The 18,041-nt window shown below is 63.6% G+C and carries 14 protein-coding genes; 5 read left to right on the top strand and 9 right to left on the bottom strand.

Going from position 1 to position 18,041, the window contains the following annotated elements; all coding sequences use genetic code 11:
* Positions 1-11 precede the first annotated feature (11 nt).
* The 9 genes from EOC83_RS23430 to EOC83_RS23390 all read right to left on the bottom strand — a co-directional run bounded on the left by EOC83_RS23430 (position 12) and on the right by EOC83_RS23390 (position 11,036).
* Positions 12-770: an FkbM family methyltransferase gene (locus EOC83_RS23430; protein WP_063168214.1), complete on the bottom strand. Its 759-nt coding sequence runs from the start codon at positions 768-770 to the stop codon at positions 12-14.
* On the bottom strand, positions 767-1,999 hold the full coding sequence (locus tag EOC83_RS23425; protein ID WP_063168215.1) for a glycosyltransferase 87 family protein: 1,233 nt from the start codon (positions 1,997-1,999) through the stop codon (positions 767-769). Before EOC83_RS23425 ends, EOC83_RS23430 begins: the two co-directional genes overlap by 4 nt.
* A 21-nt stretch (positions 2,000-2,020) precedes the next feature.
* Positions 2,021-3,451, bottom strand: a complete 1,431-nt coding sequence (locus tag EOC83_RS23420) for an aspartate aminotransferase family protein (protein ID WP_244514351.1) — start codon at positions 3,449-3,451, stop codon at positions 2,021-2,023.
* 105 nt (positions 3,452-3,556) lie between these two features.
* Positions 3,557-4,564, bottom strand: a complete 1,008-nt coding sequence (locus EOC83_RS23415; RefSeq protein WP_063168217.1) for an NAD(P)-dependent oxidoreductase — start codon at positions 4,562-4,564, stop codon at positions 3,557-3,559.
* A complete protein-coding gene (locus tag EOC83_RS23410; protein WP_063168218.1) occupies positions 4,561-5,010 on the bottom strand; it encodes an EamA family transporter in 450 nt (149 codons plus the stop codon). Before EOC83_RS23410 ends, EOC83_RS23415 begins: the two co-directional genes overlap by 4 nt.
* Before the next feature lie 124 nt (positions 5,011-5,134).
* On the bottom strand, positions 5,135-6,487 hold the full coding sequence (locus EOC83_RS23405; protein WP_063168219.1) for an FAD-binding oxidoreductase: 1,353 nt from the start codon (positions 6,485-6,487) through the stop codon (positions 5,135-5,137).
* Positions 6,488-6,489: 2 nt separating this feature from the next.
* Positions 6,490-7,923, bottom strand: coding sequence for a UbiA family prenyltransferase (locus EOC83_RS23400; protein WP_063168220.1), 1,434 nt, complete (start codon positions 7,921-7,923; stop codon positions 6,490-6,492).
* A gap of 206 nt (positions 7,924-8,129) precedes the next feature.
* Complete coding sequence (locus EOC83_RS23395) at positions 8,130-8,393, bottom strand: hypothetical protein (RefSeq protein ID WP_023812335.1); 264 nt, start codon at positions 8,391-8,393, stop codon at positions 8,130-8,132.
* 156 nt (positions 8,394-8,549) lie between these two features.
* Entirely contained in the window at positions 8,550-11,036 is a 2,487-nt protein-coding gene (locus EOC83_RS23390; RefSeq protein WP_027160520.1) for a mechanosensitive ion channel family protein, read from the bottom strand.
* A gap of 240 nt (positions 11,037-11,276) precedes the next feature.
* Here EOC83_RS23390 and EOC83_RS23385 point away from each other — a divergent pair, with 240 nt between their 5' ends.
* The 5 genes from EOC83_RS23385 to EOC83_RS23365 all read left to right on the top strand — a co-directional run bounded on the left by EOC83_RS23385 (position 11,277) and on the right by EOC83_RS23365 (position 18,036).
* Positions 11,277-12,536: a sarcosine oxidase subunit beta gene (locus EOC83_RS23385; protein WP_063170258.1), complete on the top strand. Its 1,260-nt coding sequence runs from the start codon at positions 11,277-11,279 to the stop codon at positions 12,534-12,536.
* 17 nt (positions 12,537-12,553) lie between these two features.
* On the top strand, positions 12,554-12,850 hold the full coding sequence (locus tag EOC83_RS23380) for a sarcosine oxidase subunit delta (protein WP_027160522.1): 297 nt from the start codon (positions 12,554-12,556) through the stop codon (positions 12,848-12,850).
* Positions 12,847-15,840: a sarcosine oxidase subunit alpha gene (locus tag EOC83_RS23375; protein WP_063168221.1), complete on the top strand. Its 2,994-nt coding sequence runs from the start codon at positions 12,847-12,849 to the stop codon at positions 15,838-15,840. Before EOC83_RS23380 ends, EOC83_RS23375 begins: the two co-directional genes overlap by 4 nt.
* On the top strand, positions 15,833-16,420 hold the full coding sequence (locus EOC83_RS23370; protein ID WP_013531140.1) for a sarcosine oxidase subunit gamma: 588 nt from the start codon (positions 15,833-15,835) through the stop codon (positions 16,418-16,420). The genes EOC83_RS23375 and EOC83_RS23370 overlap by 8 nt, the downstream gene beginning before the upstream one ends.
* Before the next feature lie 173 nt (positions 16,421-16,593).
* Entirely contained in the window at positions 16,594-18,036 is a 1,443-nt protein-coding gene (locus EOC83_RS23365; RefSeq protein WP_013531139.1) for an MFS transporter, read from the top strand.
* The last annotated feature ends 5 nt before the right edge of the window (positions 18,037-18,041 follow it).

The raw sequence follows: 18,041 nt of genomic DNA, 5'->3' as shown, positions 1-18,041 counted from the left end.
TCTATCTTCCTTCACACGAAGGCCCAGATGTCCTCGGCCTGGAAACCGACCTGATAGCCTGATGTCTTCAGCTTGACCACGACCTGGCCGATCTCGGCGGCCGGCAGCGCGCCGACCTCGACCTTGATCATGCCGGGACGGTAGCGCTTGAGGTCGAGTTGTTCGAAGACGATCCAGTCGGCGCCCTCGCAATCGACGAGGAAGGCGTCGATATGGGTGATGCCGTTGCGGTCGAGCAGCGTCAGCAAGGTCTCGGATGGCACCTCGATGTCCCTGAGATGCGGCGCGAACTTGTTGAAGTTGGCGTCGGCCTCGCCCCAGGCATTCTTGCCCGACATCAGATTGGTGTCGGTGACCGACGAACAGCCGATGAATTCGATGGGCAGCGTGCCGGCCTCGAGCGCGGCGGCATCGAAAGTGTGGACGGTGATCGTGCCCTTTGTCTTCGTCACCGCCACCGGCTCGATGATGAAGCGGCTGATGTCGGGGTAGTTGGCGCGCAGCCGTTTCTGATTGTAGGGGATCGGCTCGACCAGCATCGCGCGTGCACCGGGAATCCTGTGCAGCCACGGCGTCACATCGTCGAAGAGCGCGCCGTCGCAGGCGCCGACATTGACCATCTGGAACGGCCGCCCCGCCCCACCAAACCGCGCCTTCAGCGCTGCCTTGGCCAGGAATTTCGTGCCGCGCAGCGACGGCCCGCGATCGAGAACGCCACTGGGAAGACCGAGCGACAGGGCAACGCGCGCCAGGCTGGATAGCGAACTCATGACTTGTCTCCGGGAATGATTTGCATGGCAGCGCGATTCTGGCCGCGAGCCACGGCCGCCCACAACGCCATGAACGGCGTCGCCAGCAGCAGGAATGGCGGGATCAGATGCGGGAAATAGATGCGCGTGTCGTGGATCGGGAAGACGGTGAACTTCGCCAGCGCGCCGAGCACCAGTGCCGCGAACAGGATGCCGGCGCGGCGGTCGAGGCGGAAGCCGGCGCGGTCGGCAGCAAACCAGCCGGCCAGTGCCAGCACCGACACGCCGACCCAGCTGTTCAGGCTGACGGCACGCAGCAGCGAGGTGGCAAATGCCCTGAGATAGGCAACGATGGAGAATGGCGGCTCGAACCCGTCCATATTGTAATGCTGCTCGATGCTGGAGAACCACAGATGCGGCCACCAGCCGGGATGATGCGCCCAGTGCGAGATGGCGAAATAGGCAACGAAGGAAGCGGCAAAGCCGGCCAGCGCGCCCCATGCCCTCTGCCGGAACGCAACCAGCAGCACAGCAAAAACAGCAAGGAAAACAATGTTGTCCGGGCGCACCATGAAGGCGAGGAAGAGCAGGATCGCCGTCGCCACCTCGCGGCCGCGGACATAGGCATAAAGCCCGCCCAGCAACAGCGCCGATGTGAGCAGATCCGGCGTTGAGGCGCGCGCCGCATCGCCGAAATCGGCCATGATCAGCACCGCGCCGACCACCGGCGCCAAGGCCAGTGCCCCCTCGGAGCGCAGCCACATCAGGGCGATCGCGCCGAACAGCAGCACGGAGAACACTGAGACCAGGCGCATCGCCTCGACCGGCGACATCACCGCGCTCATCGTCGACAGGATCTCGGCATAGAGGAACTTGATCCGGTACATGCCGAGCAATGAATGGAAGTCGGCGGCATTCTCCGCCATGTGGCTGCGGAAGCCGCCGCCATCGTCGGTCAGCGCCTTGTAGTCACCGGCCGACACGCCCGATTTGACAGTGTTGTAGGCATAGTCATGCAGCGCCTGTGCATCGGGATAGGTGCCTTCCTCCGCTATGGCGAGATAGGGCAGCATGTCCCAATTGGCGTCGGGCATCACCCACGCGGTGAACGCTGAAAAAAGAATGTAGAGCGCGAAGGCCGCGGCGCCGATCGGTGCCGCCAGCCGCGCATAAGTCCCCACGCCCCACGCCAGACCGGCCCCGGTGAGCCGGTCGAGTGGGTTCTGTGGAGCGGGCGACTTGGTCAGCATGTCTACTCAGCGAGTTTCGGTTTAACGGACCTGGCTTTTGACGAAATCCTTCACGATCGACACGATGCCGCGCGACAGCAGACTGTCGAAAGCATCGACGAAACGATCGACATGCTCACGCTGGCAGATCAGCGGCGGCTCCAGCCGGATGACGTTGCGGTTGTACTCGGTGAAGGCGACCAGCACGTCGTAATCGCGCAGCAGCAGCGCGCCGACGAAGCCCGACAGCGAGCCCTTCAGCTTGTCGTCGAGCACGCTGACGATCGGCCGCAGCACCATCGGCAAGGTCTGCGAGAAGTCGTGGAACTCCAGGCCGACCATAAAACCCTTGCCGCGCACATCCTTGATGATCTTCGGGTACTTTTCCCTGAGCGCCTGCAGGCGCTGCAGCAAATAGTCGCCGGTGACGGCGGCATTGTCGATCAGCCCCTCGTCGTAGAGCACGTTGAGCCCCTCGATCGCGGTGACGCAGGCCTCGCCCATGCCGCCGAAGGTCGCCATGGCATGGATCATCGCCGTTTTCGGCGTGCCATAGGCCTTCATGTAGACCTCGCGCCGCGCGATCATGGCTCCCACCGCCGCCTTGCCGGCGCCGAGCGACTTGGCCAGCGCGGTCACATCGGGAATGACGCCGTAATGCTCGAAGGCGTAGAAGCGGCCCGAACGGCCGTAGCCGCACTGCACTTCGTCGGCGACCCACAGCACGCCGTACTGATCGCACAGCGCGCGCAGCTTCTGCCAATATTCGGCCGGCGCCTGAATGATGCCGCCACCGCCCTGGATGGTCTCGAGCACGATGACCCCGACCTCCGGATCGGAGCGGAACAGGCGCTCGACCGCCTCGATGTCGGCGAACGGGATGCGGACCGTGTTTTCCGCCACCTTGAAGTCGGCGCGGTAAAGCTGGCCGTCTGTGATGCCCAGCACGCCCTTGGTCTTGCCGTGGAAGGAATTCTCGGCATAGACGATCTTCGGCCGCTTCGGACCGGCCGCGCGCTCGGCGAGCTTCACCGCCGCTTCCATCGCTTCCGAGCCGGACGAACCCAAAAATACCATGTCGAGATCGCCGGGCGAGCATTTGGCGATGTTGTGCGCAAGCGCTGCCGCATATTGCGACATGAAGGCGATGGCGATTTCCTGGCGCTTCTCCTCCTGGAATTTCTTGCGTGCTTCCAGGATGCGCGGATGATTGTGGCCAAAGGCCAGCGAACCGAAGCCGCCGAAGAAGTCGAGGATCTTGCGGCCGTTCTGGTCGATGTAGAACATGCCTTCGGCACGCTCGATCTTGATCTTGTGGAAGCCGAGCAGCTTCATGAAGTGGAACTGGCCGGGGTTGAGATGCGCCTTGAACAGGTCGGTCATGCGGGCGACATCCATCGCCTTGGCTTGTTCGACGCTGATCAAATCGGGCTTGGCGATGGTGACAGGCGACAGCGCCGGCGCGCTGACCATGGTGCGCAAATTGGTCTGTTCGGGCTTGGCCATGACGGTCATTTCAATCTCCTGTCTGCGCGCACGACCAGGATCGGGCGCAACGAAAGCTGTTTTTGCAAGCCGCTATTCGGCGGGCACATGTTTGGTGGCGACGGCGTGACCGGCTTTCTTTGCGCGGTACTCGCTGTAGGCGGCGATCAGCATGTCCTCGTCGCGATATTGCGGCACCCAGCCGAGCTGACGCCCGGCCTTGGACACGTCGAGCACGCAATCCTCGTCGGCGATCAGATACTGTTCCGGGTCCATGATCGGCATGTTCAAGAGGTCAAGCAGGTCCAGCGTGCGCTTGACCGCCCAGCCCGGTGTCGGGATCAGGATCGATTTCGAGCCGGCATGCCTGATCAGATCGCCGAGCAATTTCTTGACCGGCGGCGGATTGAGCGAACCGAGATTATAGGCCTCGTTTGGCACGCCGGCCTTCCAGGCCGCGCGCGCAGCCTCGGCGCAGTCGAACACCGAGATGAACTGATAAGGATTCCTGCCCGAACCGATCATCGGCACGGGAAGGTTCCAGTCGATCAGCTTGAACAGTTTTTCCAGAATGCCGAGCCGGCCGGGACCGATGATCAGGCGCGGGCGAAACAGCGAGATCGACATGCCGCGCTTGCGCCATTCGGCGGCGAGCTCCTCTGTCTTCTGCTTCGACCAGCCATATTCGCCCAGCGGCGCCACCGGGTGCTCCTCGGTCATCGGCTGCGTGACCGTGTGGCCGTAGATCATGTCGGTCGTGTAGTGGACGAGTTTTGACGCACCGGCTCCGTCCATGGCCTGCATGATGTGCTCGGTGCCATGGAAATTCACAGGGAAGAAGAAATCGTGCCGCTTGGCGCGCACCTGGATCGGCGATAGCATCTTGGCCGACAAATTGTAGACCATGTCGTCGGCCCTGAGCCCAACCGCGGTGACCGAGGTCGGGTCGGTGACGTCGCATTGGATAAAGCGGACGGTGCGGTAGTGCGGCAGGTCGCTCTTGACGATGTCGGCGACGACAACCTCTTCACCATCGGCCACAAGTTTCGGGGCAAGATGGCGGCCGACGAAACCGTCGCCGCCGAAAATCACATGTCTCATCGAACGATCTCGTTTGCTTGGATCTTGTCGGGCGTGATGGAAGCGGTCTGGTCCTCATGCCCTTGCTCACCCAAATCCCGCCCACTTTGCGCGATCAGCACCGTGCCGACGCAGATGAAGGCGATACCGGCGATCCGCCAGCCATTGAGGTCCTCGCGGAAGACGAAATAAGCGAAGATGGCGACGGCAACATAGGCGAGGCTGAGGAACGGGTAGGCGAAGGAGAGCTCGACCTTGGACAGCACATAGAGATGCGAGGCCATCGAGATGACGAAGGTACACAGGCCAAGGAACACCCAGGGGCTGAAGACGATCTGCAGCAGCTTGACGAGCGGATTGACGCCCTCGAACGAGATCGGTCCGAGCGACATCATGCCTTGCTTCAGCATCAGCTGCGCGGCGGCATTGGTCATGACGGTAAAGAGAATGAAGACGATGTATTTCATGTGTTCCAAGCCACCCCTTCGCGCTTCCTATTACAAACCCGCAAACATTTGGTGAAGTCCCAACAATATTTTGAGTAAATCTCGTTATTAATCATCAATTAACCAAGAATTATTCGAATTTTATCTATTCGGCTGCTTCGACCGCGCCTCGTCGCGCATCCAGTCTCTTCGCGGTGCGCGCCCAGGAATCAGACATGAAGGCGTGGTCGCGGAGCCCTTCCAGCCGCTGCCATTCGGGAAAGGACGAAGCGAAGATTTCGGCCCCCATGCGGGCGTCCTTGTACGGATTGACCGCGCCGCCGGCCTCGACCGTGATGCGGTCGAGTTCCCGCAGCAGTGTCAGCGTCGTGGCGCCCCTGTTGGGGAAATCCAGTGTCAGCGTGTAGCCGGGACGCGGAAACGACAGCAGCGCCGGCGAGCGGATGGAGCCGAAGCGTTTCAGCACCGTGAGGAACGAGCCCTGCCCGGCTTGCCTTGCAGCCGCCAGCAATGCCGGCACGGCCTCGCGCGCCGTCTCTTCCGGCACCACGCTCTGGTGCTGGAAGAGCCCTTTCGGCCCATAAAGCCGGTTCCAGTCGCGCACGCCGTCAAGTGGAAAGAAGAAGCCCTGATATCCGGCCTGGCGCGGCACCGTTGCTCGGCTCTTCCTCCACCTGTAGGCAGCGTTGAAGGCGGTCAGGAACGGCCGGTTGAGCACATTGAACGGCGGCTGCACCGGTACCGAGAAATTGCCGCCGACGCGCGAGGCGGCATGCGAGCCGTGCTCGGCGTGATTGCCCGACAGCAGCAGGCCACGACCGCTGTTGCGGCCGCCGGCCAACTGATCGATCCAGGCGACCGCATATTCGTTGGCCTGATCGGCCGCCTCGGCCAGGTCGAAGAATTCGCAGAGATCACGAAACGGCGTCGCCTTTTCGACGATGTCGAGGGAATGCACCCGCATCAGCCGGATCGAGGCCGACAGGATGAGGCCGGTCAGCCCCATGCCGCCGATCGTCGCCGCAAACAGCCGCGTATTGTCTGTCGCCGAGCAGCGGTGGGTCTTGCCGTCGGACCTGAGCAGCGTGAAGCTCTCGACATGGCAGCCGAAGGTGCCGCGCCGGTGATGGTTCTTGCCATGCACGTCATTGGCGATGGCCCCGCCGAGCGTGACGAATTGCGTGCCTGGCACAACGGCGGGGAAGAAGCCGTAGGGGGCGGCGTGGGCGATGATGTCGGACAACAGCACGCCGGCCTCCGCCTCGAGAACACCGGTTTCGGCGTTGAAGGCGTGGATCCGGTTCAGCGATCGCATATCGACGACCGCTCCGGCCCCGTTCTGGCAGGAATCGCCGTAGGAGCGGCCATTGCCATAGGCAAGCAGCGACGCCGGCTTGGCCTGACCGCCCTTCAGCAGCGCGATCGCCTCGTCGGCACCGATGGCGCGCGGCGCCGGCGGCGTGGCAAGGCCAAAGCTTGGGAAACGTCCGGCGGCCATGCCTACCAGCCCCCGATGACCAGCATCACCGCACCGATCAGCACCACGATCTGGCTGCGCCAGTCGCGGATGATGAAGACGACCGGATCGTCATGCATCTCGTTGCGGCGCGCCAGGATCCAGACGCGCATGGTAAGATAAAGCACGATCGGCGCCAGCGGCCAGATCAGCCATGGATGCGGATAGAGTTCCCGCACCGCGACACTGTCCATGTAGAGCGCCAGCACCAGCGCCGAGGAGAAGGCCGAGGCCATGCCGGCCTGGGCGACGATCTCCTGGTCTTCGGTGCGATAGCCGCGACCGGCAATGCGCTCGCCGGGCGGAATGGCGGTGGTGCGCAGTTCGACGAAGCGCTTCACCAGCGCCAGCGACAGGAAGAAGAAGATGGAGAAGGCCAGCAGCCAGAACGAGACGTCGACGCCGGTCGCCGCCGCACCGGCCAGGACGCGGATCGTGTAGAGGCCGGCGAGCGTCAGCACATCGACCAGCAGCATGCGCTTGAACGACAGCGAATAGGCGGTGGTGACGACCATGTAGCCGCCGAGCACAGCCATGAATTCGGGCGACAGGAACAGCCCGGTGCCGATGCCGATCGCCAGAAGCACCGCGATCGCCCCAAGTCCGAACGGGATCGACAGCGCGCCGCTGGCGAACGGCCTGTTGCGCTTGGTGAGGTGTTTGCGGTCGAGCGCGAGGTCGAAGAAATCATTGAGGATGTAGATGGCCGATGCCACCGCGCTGAACGAGACGAATGCCAGCAGGCATTCCCAGATCATGTCGGTGTTGAAATATTCATGCGAGAGCACCATCGGCACTGCGATCAGCGAATTCTTCAGCCACTGATGCACGCGCAGCATCTTGACGATGGTCCGCAAAGTGGGCTTCGGCGCCGACACCGTCTCGGCGCCATGTGCCGCCTGCCAGCGCGCGGCATGGCGGTCGGGCGCGACGACGATCGCGTTGCGTGCGGCATCGAAGACCTGGAGGTCATGGCGGCTGTTGCCGGCGTAGTCGAAACCGCCATCGCCATAGGCTGCGATCAGCGAGGCGCGCTTCCTGCCCGAGGTGAGATTGGCGAGACCATCGGTGGCCAGCACCTGGTCGAAAATGCCGAGATGGGCCGCGATGGCGTCGGCGAACTTGCGCGGCGTACCGGTCGCCAGCACGATCTTGCGGCCCTCGGCGTGCTCGGTCCGGAGGCGGCAAAGCAGCACCTCGCGATAGGGCAGCGATGCCGGATCGATGTCGATGCGCTGCGCGATCGCCTGCTTCAGCCGCGCCGGCCCGCCGGCGATCCAGAACGGTACGAGGAAGATATAGAGCGGGTTCTTCTTGAGAAGGATGAACAGCCCTTCCCACAACAGGTCGGTTGCGATCAGCGTGCCGTCGAGATCGACCGCAAGCGGTATTGCGTTCCTGTCCGATCGCGCATCCATGTCCGTCCTGCCCTGCCCGCGTAGAGTTGCGCGCCGCTTTTCGGCGTCTTGAGGCTGGTATAGCGGGCGATGGCGTAGCGAACGTTAAAACGCACGGTTGCAGACGGCTGCCATGGCGGTATTTCCGGTGTCATTGTTAAACAACCGCTACCGGAAACGATAAAAGGCCGGGCAAATGCCCGGCCTCTACAATCGTGACGCCAAGATTACTTGATGCGGGCGACACCGCCCGAGATCTCGACCGTTTCCGAACCGGTCAGGGCTTCGAGATCGCCATTGGGCAAGGTGACGAAGCAGCCGTTCGGGCAGAACTCAACCGTTTCGCCACCGGCCAGCGCAAGGTCGGTCTTGCTGCCGCCCTCCGTTACGACCAGCGTGCGGGTCTCGGCGTCCTTGTTGACCGCGCTCGCGGCATGGACCGAGCCGATGGCGGCGACCAGGGCGACTGCAGCGACGAGAGACTTCCACATGGTGCAATATCGGTGTTCCCACCGCCTCTGTTGCATTTGGCAAGGCATTTTCGCCTTTGCATGGAGCTTATATGAGATGGAAGCTGAACCGCAACTGAATGCCCCATTCATGCCGCAATCGATTCCGGGCAGGATTGAGGTCGACGGAGTCCGAGCCTAGTCCGGGTCCGGCTTCTTGGTTTTGCGAGACTTGACCAGTCGCTTCTTCTCCGCCTCGGCTTCGGCCCTTATCTGCTCCTGTTCGGCGAAGTCGGCCTCGATCTTGTCGTCGTCCGTCGGCCAGGCCTTGGGCTTGTGGGCCTCGACCACGGCGCGCGGCGTCGAGGGGATCTCGATGTGTTCGCTGCTGAATTTTTCGAGGACGGCAAAACGGATGTCGTTCTGCGCGATGTTGCCGTTCATCACGTCGGCCAGGAACACGCGGATTTCGAATTCCAGGGCGGCGGGGCCGAAATTGGAAAACAGCACGAAGGGTTCGGGGTTCTTCAGCACCATCGGGTGGCTGCGGGCGATCTCCAGCAGGACGGCATGAACCTGCTTGACGTCGCTGCCATAGGCGACGCCGACCTTGATGTCGACGCGGCCGAGCTTGTTGCGGTGCGTCCAGTTGCCGACGGCGTTGTTGATCAGGTTCGAATTGGGCAGGATCACCGATTGCCGCTGGAAGGTTTCGATCTCGGTGGCGCGCACGCTGATCTTCTTGACCGTGCCGCTGACGTCGCCGGCAACGATCCAGTCGCCCACCTTGAACGGCCGCTCGGCCAGAAGGATCAGGCCGGAAACGAAATTGGACACCACGTTCTGCAGGCCAAAGCCGATACCGAGGGAAAGAGCGCCGGCGACCAGTGCCAGGCTGGACAGGTCGATGCCCGCCGCCGAGATGCCGACCAGTGCCGCCAGCGCGACGCCGGCATAGCCGACCGCCAGCCTGATCGAGTTGCGCACGCCGGTATCGACCTTGCCACGCGCCATGACCGAGCCGTCGAGCCAGCCCTGGAACCACCGCGTCAGGAAATAGCCTATGACGAAGACGACGATGCCGGAGAGGATGCCGGTGACCGAGATCGTCACCGAGCCGATGTTGATCCCGGTTGCGAGCTTGTAGGCCCAAGCCTGGATATCGCCGGGCTGGAAACCCCACATCAGCAGGATCAGCGGCAGGAACACCAGCACGATCATCACATTGATGGCAACGCTGACGACAAGGCCGAGCTGGTCGAGGGCCGTATCCTCGTAGCTGGAATTGGCCGACAGCCAGCGCCCGACGGAGGTGTTGGCGAAAGCACCCTCCTCGCCGATCGCCTGCGCCGACAGGAAGCCGATATAGGCGGTGATCAAGGCTGTGCCGGTGACGACGACCTGCAGCGAAACGAACAGCGCAAGGCCGATATAGCCGAGCAAGGCGGCTATGATGGTGAATAGGCCAAGGCCCAGCGACAGGTAGCGCAGCCATGCCGGCCAGGGCCGCCAGCTTCCGTCGCGCGCCTTGAACGGCCTCAGCATCGCCATCAGGATCAGGATGATGCCGACGATGATGGTGGCGACAAAACTGCGGGCGATGGTCAGCGACAGCGGCGAACCCATCTTGTCGTTGATCACCGACAGGAAGGTGTTGACGCTGATGACCACGGCCATGGCGGTGGCCAGGCGCACCAGCCAGCGCGCCGGCCCGGTTTCGACCGGGATCAGGCGCCAGTTCGGCAGCCGCGGTTCCAGCGCCGCATTGGTCAGCCGGTTGACGCAGAACACCACGCCGATGACGGTCGCCAGCGCGTTGAGGAAGAGCCCAATGTCGCCGCGCAACACATTGTAATAATTGAAAAAGAAAATCGTCGATCCAAGAAAGGCGGCAACCGCCAGCGTCGGCAGCAAGGTCGACCAGAAGGCCACCGAAAGGCGGCTGAGATAGGATGGGTCCTCATTGGTGGGGTCGGCTTCGAACACCCGCCCGAACAGACGCCTGCCGCCAACCAGCAGCACCAGCGCCAGCCCGAGCGCCACGAAGGTTGCCGCCAGGATCGCCTGGAACTTGAACTTGAAGGCAAAGCTCAACCAGGACGACACCGCCTTGTAGAGATTGCCGAACTCGTCGCGGGCGTCGGAAAACACCTGCGGGCTCAGCGCATCCGACAGCACGTAGCGCTTGGTCAAAAGATTGCGGAACAGCTCGCTGCGCATATTGCCGATCTTGTCGATCAGCCCGCTGATGCGGATCGACAGGTTCTGTGCGCTGGCAACGACCGCGTTGATCTCGGCCTTTTCCGATGCAAGCGCCTGACGCTCGCCCGTCACGATGTCGGGCTCCTGCGGCTGGCCCGCCGCCGGTGGAGGACCCAGCACCTCGATGCGATTGTTGATCTCGGTGAGCCGCGAGCGGAATACCAGCGCACTGGTGAGTGCCGCCCGCGACAGGTCCTCCAGCTGCAGACGGATCTCCACGAGTGAGGCATCGTCCTCACCGTCCTGCTGTATCTTCTTCTCGAGATCGTCCGTCTTGGCCGTTAGATCCTGGATGACCTTTTGCTGATCGGTGACCAAACCGGCCGAGCCCTGGCCGAGCGCTTGCGCCATCGCCTCAAACGAAAGCGGCGCCGAAACGACCAGCGTGAGTACCAGGATGAGACGAAGCAATCGGAAAAGCATGATTTGTTGGCGACTCATCGGCGGCAAAGGCAATTTGAAAGCCTGTCCTTGATAAAGACGGCCCTATCATGGGGCAAGCCGTCGTATCGCGAGCCCATCCGATCATTGGCCCCAACCGATCACTCACGCCGAGTGATCCCATCCCGGGCGTCGGCCAGTCGAAAGGCGATGGCGCAATATTGGCTTTGCGGATGCGGCCTGCTCTATAGTCTGCCGCATCGCCCGAACCGGATGACATCAATGGCAGAGTACTCGGCCTTTTCGCTGCTCGCGAACGCGCTCAAGGGAAACAAGGATTGGAAGCCGGCATGGCGCAAGCCTGACCCGAAGGCGTCCTATGACGTCATCATCATCGGTGGCGGCGGTCATGGGCTGGCGACCGCCTATTATCTTGCCAAGGAACACGGCATCACCAATGTCGCCGTTGTGGAAAAGGGCTGGCTCGGTTCCGGCAATGTCGGCCGCAACACCACGGCCGTGCGCTCGAATTATCTGCTGCCTGCCAACACCCGCTTCTACGAACACTCGATGAAGCTGTGGGAGAACCTGTCGCACGAGCTCAACTACAATGTCATGTTCTCGCAGCGCGGCTGCCTGAACCTGGCGCACACGCCGGCCCAGTTCGACGACTATGCAAGGCGCGGCAACGCCATGCGCCATCTCGGCGTCGATGCCGAACTGATGACGAAGGCTGAGATCAAACGCCTGATTCCGGCGCTCGATATCTCCGACAGCGCTCGCTTCCCGGTGGTCGGCGGCCTGATGCAGCGCCGCGCCGGCACCGCCCGCCACGATGCGGTGGCCTGGGGCTATGCGCGCGGCGCCGACAGGCGCGGCGTCGACATCATCGAAAATTGCGAGGTCACCGGCTTCCTGCGCGACGGCGACCGCATATCAGGCGTCACCACTTCGCGCGGCGACATCCGCGCCAGGAAGGTGGCCGTGGCGGTCGCCGGCAGCACCGGACGCGTCATGCAGATGGCCGGCATCGAGACGATGCCGATCGAGAGCCATGTGCTGCAGGCCTTCGTCACGGAATCGCTGAAGCCCTTCATCGACACGGTCGTCACCTTCGGCATGGGCCATTTCTACATGTCGCAGTCGGACAAGGGCGGCCTCATCTATGGCGGCGACATCGACGGCTACAACAGCTACGCCCAGCGCGGCAATCTGCCTGTCGTCGACGAGGTGATGAGTGAAATGCTGGCGTTGTTTCCGGGACTCGCGCGCGTGCGCATGCTGCGCTCCTGGGGCGGTGTTTGCGATATGTCGATGGACGGCTCGCCGATCATCACCGCCGGCCCCCTGCCTGGCATGTATCTCAACTGCGGCTGGTGCTATGGCGGCTTCAAGGCGACGCCGGCTTCCGGCTGGTGCTTCGCCTGGACCATCGCCAAGGACCAGCCGCACGACCTCAACGCGCCCTTCACGCTCGACCGCTTCCACCGCGGGCTGGTGATCGACGACAAGGGCCAGGGTGCAAACCCGCGGCTGCATTAGGCAATAGGTAGAGTCCAATGTTGATCACTTGCCCCTATTGCGGCCCGCGCGACGTCATCGAGTTCACCTATCAGGGTGACGGCAATCGTGAGCGTCCCGACCCCGCCTCGCAGAATTTCGAGGCGTGGAACGCCTATGTCTATGACCGGCTGAATCCGGCCGGCGACCACAATGAGATCTGGCAACATTCCGGCGGCTGCCGCGCGCATCTCAAGGTCGTGCGCAACACGCTGACGCATGAGATTTCCAGCGTTGCCTTTGCGCGGGGCGATCATGGGCCGGCCGCGCGCCGCAAGGCGGAGGACAAGGCATGAGCCCGCGCCGTGCCGACACCGGCGGCCGCATCGACCGGCTGAAAACCATCCGCTTCACCTTCGATGGCACGGCCTACACCGGCCATGCCGGCGACACGCTGGCGTCAGCCCTGCTGGCCAAGGGCGTCACGTTGTACGGGCGTTCGTTCAAATACCATCGCCCACGCGGCCTGCTCACCGCAGGCGTCGAGGAACCCAACGCGCTTGTGACGGTGCTGAAGGGCGAGGTTCGCGAGCCCAACATTCCAGCGACCATGGTCGAGATCCATGACGGGCTGGTTGCCATCAGCCAGAACCGCTTTCCCTCGCTTGCCTGGGACATCAACGCCGTCAACCAGCTCGGCGGCAAGATCCTGTCGGCCGGGTTCTACTACAAGACCTTCATGGGACCGGTGTTCGGCCCGCTCAAGGGCACGCGTTTCTGGATGTTCTGCGAACACTTCATCCGCCGCGCAGCCGGTCTCGGCAGTGCCGGATCGGCGAAAGACCCGGCCCGCTACGAACGCATGAACGCCTTTTGCGACGTGCTGGTCGTCGGCTCGGGGCCGGCCGGCCTGATGGCCACCAAGGCCGCCGCCGATCAGGGTGCGCGCGTCATGCTGGCCGATCTCGAGCCGCATTTCGGCGGTTCGGCCAACTGGTCCGAGGAAACGATCGATGGCGCGCCTGCCGCCGATTGGGCGCGGCGCACCGTCGCCCAGCTCGCAGGCCGCGACAATGTCCGGCTTCTGCCGCGCACCACGGTGTGGGGTTACTACGACAACAACACGCTTGCGGCGCTCGAACGGGTCAGCGACCACAAGGAGCACCCCGGCAAGGGCGAGCCGCGCCATCGCTATTGGGCGATCCGCGCCAAATCCGTGGTCCTGGCCACTGGTGCGTTCGAGCGGCCGCTCATCTTCCCCGGCAATGACCGGCCAGGCGTGATGCTGGCGCATGCCGCCGAGCGCTATGCCAACGAATTCGGCGTGCTGCCGGGCGAGCGGATCGCGTTGTTCACCAACAATGACAGCGCCTATCGGGCGGCTGTCGCCTTGAAGAAGGCCGGCGCCGCGGTCGTCGCCATCGCCGATGTCAGGCCGGAACTTTCGCCGGAGATGCGCAAGCTGGCCGCGGAAGCCGAGGCAGAGATCTTTGCCGGCCATGCCGTCGTCGCCACCGAAGGCGGCAAGGCGCTGTCCGGCCTCAAGCTGCAGCGCTTCGACATGGCCAATGGGGCACTCATCGGTGATGCACGCAGTATCCATGCCGATTGCCTGCTGATGTCCGGCGGCTGGTCGCCGACCATCCATCTGGCCAGCCAGGCCGGCGCCAAGGCGGAATGGAACGCCGCGCGGCAAGCTTTCCTGCCGCCAGAGCCGACACAGAGCTGGATCGGCGCAGGCGCCTTCACCGGAAGCTTCTCGACGGCCGAAGCCATCGCCGAAGGCCGCGCCGCCGGCCTCGCCGCCGCAGGCGGGCAGAGCACACCGTCCATGCTGCCGACCGTCGAAGCAGTGCCTGGCGATCCCGACCCCGCCCCGGTGTTCGAGATCAGGGCCAAGGGCAAGAGCTTTGTCGATTTCCAGCATGACGTAACGGCCGAGGACGTGCGGCTGGCTCACCGGGAAGGCTTTGTCTCGGTCGAGCATCTCAAGCGCTACACCACGCTCGGCATGGCGACCGACCAGGGCAAGAGCTCCAACGTGCCTGGCCTTGCCATCATGGCCGAGGCGCTGGGCAAGCCGATCCCCGAGGTCGGCACGACACGCTTCCGGCCGCCCTTTGCTCCGGTGTCGATCGGCTCGCTGGCTGCCGAGCGTTTTGGCGACCTGAAGCCAGAACGATTGACGCCGATGCATGACTGGCATCTGGCCAATGGCGCGACGATGTATTCCGCCGGCCTCTGGTACCGGCCGATGATCTATGGGCTTTCAGGCGAAACGGTCGAGCAGGCCTATGTGCGCGAAGCCAAGGCGACGCGCGAAAGCGCCGGCATCGTCGATGTCTCGACACTGGGTAAGATCGCGGTGCAAGGCCCTGATGCCGCCGCATTCCTCGACCGCGTCTACACCAACATGTTTTCGACGCTGGCCGTCGGCAAGGCCCGCTACGGGCTGATGCTGCGCGAGGACGGCCTCGCCTTCGACGATGGCACCACCTGGCGGCTCGGCGAGCAGGATTTTCTGATGACCACCACCACGGCCAACGCCGGCAAGGTGATGCAGCATCTGGAATATTTCCTCGACGTGATCTGGCCGGAGCTGAAAGTCCACGTCACCTCGGTGACAGACGAATGGGCAGGTGCCGCGATCGGCGGCCCGAAGGCCAGGCAGATCCTCGCCGCCTGTGTCACCGGCACGTCGGTCGACAACGCCACCTTGCCCTTCATGGGCATCGTGCGCGGCGAAATATCAGGCGTGCCGGTGATGATCTGCCGGCTGTCCTTCTCCGGTGAAATGGCCTTCGAGGTCTATTCCGGCGCCGGCCATGGCACCCATGTCTGGAAAGCGCTTGTCGAAGCCGGCAAGCCGTTCGGGCTGGTCACCTACGGTCTTGAGGCATTGGGCACCATGCGCATCGAAAAGGGCCATGTCACCGGCGCCGAGATCGACGGCCGCACCACGGCGCGCGACCTGCATCTCGACTGGATGCTGTCGAAGAAGAAGCCGTTCATCGGCTCGGCGATGATGGACCGCGAAGGCTTGATCGCATCGGACCGCCTCGAACTGGTCGGCCTGATCGCTCTCGATAACCGGCCGCTCAACGGTGGCGCCCACATCGTCGAGGAGGTTGACGAAGCCAATCCGCACGACTCCATCGGCCATATCACCGCCTGCTGCTATTCGCCGGCGCTCGGCAGACATATCGCGCTGGCGCTGGTCGAGGGCGGCAAGGCACGGCACGGCACGCGCGCCCACGTCTCCGATCCCTTGCGCAACCGGTTCGGACCGGTCGAGATCGTCTCCAACCACTTCTTCGATCCGGACGGGAGCCGCATGCATGGTTGAGCACCAATCCCCGCTTGAGCCGGAATTTCACGTCGGCTCGCACGGCAATTTCGAGCATGGCGTCGAGATCATCCTGACCGAGACGAGGCCGGGCTCGATCGTGCAACTCGCCGCCTGGCCCGGCGAGGAGAAGAGGCTGATCGCAGCCATCCGCACCGTCACCGGGCTGGCGCTTCCCGATGGCGCCGGCGGCGGAGTGAGCGACGGGGTCAAGTCAGTGTTCGGCTTCGCGCCGGGAAAGTTCACCGTTGCCGACGAGGCCGAAGGGCTGGCCGCTGCCTTTGCCAAGGTGGTGACCTCGGCCATCGGCACGGTGACCGATCTCTCGCACGGCCGCACCGCCATCCGCATTGCCGGGCCGAAGGCCGAATGGGTGCTGGCGAAATTCTTCGCCATCGACTTTTCGCTGCCGGCCTTTCCCAATGGCGCCGGCCGCTCGACCGCTCATCACGACGTCTTCGCCCAGATCCAGCGCACCGGCGCCGACCAGTTCGACATCTATGTCTTCCGCTCGTTTGCACGCTCGTTCTGGAAGGCGCTCTGCCACGCCAGCGAGGAAGTCGGCTACGAGGTGCAATAGGCGGCGCCGAAAGGTCGCATCGCTCCTGCTTCTGGCATCAACGCCAGCCGTTTCTGCCGCTAGAGACTCAGGCCGCAGGCGCCCATGGTGCGAAAATGCGGCCGCCCAACCGGCCCAGGGATATGAAATCCCTTCTTCAAGAGTCGGCACATTCGTTTGGTTCGAACATCTCCATGACCGCAGAACTATCCGCCGGCGCCACGGATCGCGCCGATGTGCCGGCCAGAGCCTTGCTCCTGCTGCCGCTGACGGTCGCCTGCGGCGTGTTCATGACCAGCCTCGACCAGAATGTCGTGGTGACCGCGCTGCCGGGCATCAGCGAAAGCCTCGGCCGTCCGCCCAGCCAGCTCGGCCTGCTGATCACCGTCTATGTCGCCAGCCTGATCATCTCGATGCCGCTTGGCGGCTGGGCCGCCGACCGCTTCGGCCTGCGCAACGTCTACTGCTTTGCCTTGCTGGTGTTCGCCGCCTCGTCGGCGCTTTGCGGGCTGTCCGACAACATCTGGACGCTGGTTGGTGCGCGTGCGTTGCAAGGCTTCGGCGGCGCCTTGATGGGCACACTAGGCCAGGTCGTCATCCTGTCGACTTTTCCGCGCAGCCGAACGCTCAAGATCAACATGTACATCTCGCTGGCCGGCCAGTCCGGACCGTTGGTCGGTCCGCTCGTCGGCGGTGCGCTGACCACCTACATTTCCTGGCGCTGGATCTTCTTCATCAACGTGCCGTTCGCGCTGGCGGCGGCAATTCTTGCCGCCTCGCTGTTTCCGACGATGACCAAGCCCGTGCGCACGCCGTTCGATTTTCCGGGCTTCCTGCTGGTCGGCAGCGGCATGGTCCTGCTGGTCTTCGGCATGGATTCGCTTGCCGCCAAGGACGCCGCGGGCGGCATCATCGCCGGCGAACTGGCGCTGGCGCTCGTCATCCTGACCATCGCCTCGTTCTACTGCCTGCGCGTGCGCAATCCGCTGCTCGATCTCAAGCTGTTGCGCATCCGTACCTTCCGCATTTCGTTCCTCACCGGCGGCGGGCTGGACACGATCGGCCTTAGCTCGGTCGTCTTCCTGCTGCCGCTGATGTTCCAGCTCGGCTTCGGCATGAGCGCGGTGCAGGCGGGATCGCTGACCTTCGTAGCCGCGGTCGGCTCGGTGGCCATGCGGTTCTTCATGCCGCGTGTCCTCAACCGTTTCGGCTTTCGCCGCGTGCTGGTCTACAACACGCCCATCGTCGCCGCCCTGGTTGCCGGCTTCGCGCTGATGCAGGCGACGACGCCGGTGTGGATCGTGCTCACTTACATCTTCGTCTTCGGCGTCTTCCGCTCCGCGCAATGGGCCTCGACCGGCAACCTCGCCTATTCCGACATCGCGCCCGAGCAGCTCGCCCGTTTCAGCGCGCTCTATTACATATTATGGCAGCTGGCGGTGGCGATCAGCGTCGGCCTGGCCGCCGCGGCATTGTCGTTTCTGGCGGGCGGCGGCCCCGCCGTCGCCGACGATTTCCGCATCCTGTTCGTGATCGAGGGCATCATCACGCTCTGCGCGCTGCTCGCCTATCTCAAGCTGACACCCCAGGACGGCGCCCATGTCAGCGGCCACGGCGCACAGATGAACACGGAATGAGGCCG

Origin of the sequence: Mesorhizobium sp. Primo-A, from assembly GCF_003997175.1 — a bacterium.
In the GTDB taxonomy this organism is placed as follows: Bacteria; Pseudomonadota; Alphaproteobacteria; order Rhizobiales; family Rhizobiaceae; genus Mesorhizobium; species Mesorhizobium ciceri.
Note: the sequence above shows the minus strand (reverse complement) of the source record. Positions and strands in the feature narration are given on the sequence as shown.

What these genes read in the sequence shown, in the direction of transcription:
- EOC83_RS23390 (WP_027160520.1), bottom strand. Translation starts at nt 11,036, where the DNA reads ATGCTTTTCCGATTGCTTCGTCTCATCCTGGTACTCACGCTGGTCGTT.
- EOC83_RS23380 (WP_027160522.1), top strand. Translation starts at nt 12,554, where the DNA reads ATGTTGATCACTTGCCCCTATTGCGGCCCGCGCGACGTCATCGAGTTC.
- EOC83_RS23400 (WP_063168220.1), bottom strand. Translation starts at nt 7,923, where the DNA reads ATGGATGCGCGATCGGACAGGAACGCAATACCGCTTGCGGTCGATCTC.
- EOC83_RS23405 (WP_063168219.1), bottom strand. Translation starts at nt 6,487, where the DNA reads ATGGCCGCCGGACGTTTCCCAAGCTTTGGCCTTGCCACGCCGCCGGCG.
- EOC83_RS23370 (WP_013531140.1), top strand. Translation starts at nt 15,833, where the DNA reads ATGGTTGAGCACCAATCCCCGCTTGAGCCGGAATTTCACGTCGGCTCG.
- EOC83_RS23385 (WP_063170258.1), top strand. Translation starts at nt 11,277, where the DNA reads ATGGCAGAGTACTCGGCCTTTTCGCTGCTCGCGAACGCGCTCAAGGGA.
- EOC83_RS23430 (WP_063168214.1), bottom strand. Translation starts at nt 770, where the DNA reads ATGAGTTCGCTATCCAGCCTGGCGCGCGTTGCCCTGTCGCTCGGTCTT.
- EOC83_RS23425 (WP_063168215.1), bottom strand. Translation starts at nt 1,999, where the DNA reads ATGCTGACCAAGTCGCCCGCTCCACAGAACCCACTCGACCGGCTCACC.
- EOC83_RS23365 (WP_013531139.1), top strand. Translation starts at nt 16,594, where the DNA reads ATGACCGCAGAACTATCCGCCGGCGCCACGGATCGCGCCGATGTGCCG.
- EOC83_RS23410 (WP_063168218.1), bottom strand. Translation starts at nt 5,010, where the DNA reads ATGAAATACATCGTCTTCATTCTCTTTACCGTCATGACCAATGCCGCC.
- EOC83_RS23415 (WP_063168217.1), bottom strand. Translation starts at nt 4,564, where the DNA reads ATGAGACATGTGATTTTCGGCGGCGACGGTTTCGTCGGCCGCCATCTT.
- EOC83_RS23375 (WP_063168221.1), top strand. Translation starts at nt 12,847, where the DNA reads ATGAGCCCGCGCCGTGCCGACACCGGCGGCCGCATCGACCGGCTGAAA.
- EOC83_RS23395 (WP_023812335.1), bottom strand. Translation starts at nt 8,393, where the DNA reads ATGTGGAAGTCTCTCGTCGCTGCAGTCGCCCTGGTCGCCGCCATCGGC.
- EOC83_RS23420 (WP_244514351.1), bottom strand. Translation starts at nt 3,451, where the DNA reads ATGGTCAGCGCGCCGGCGCTGTCGCCTGTCACCATCGCCAAGCCCGAT.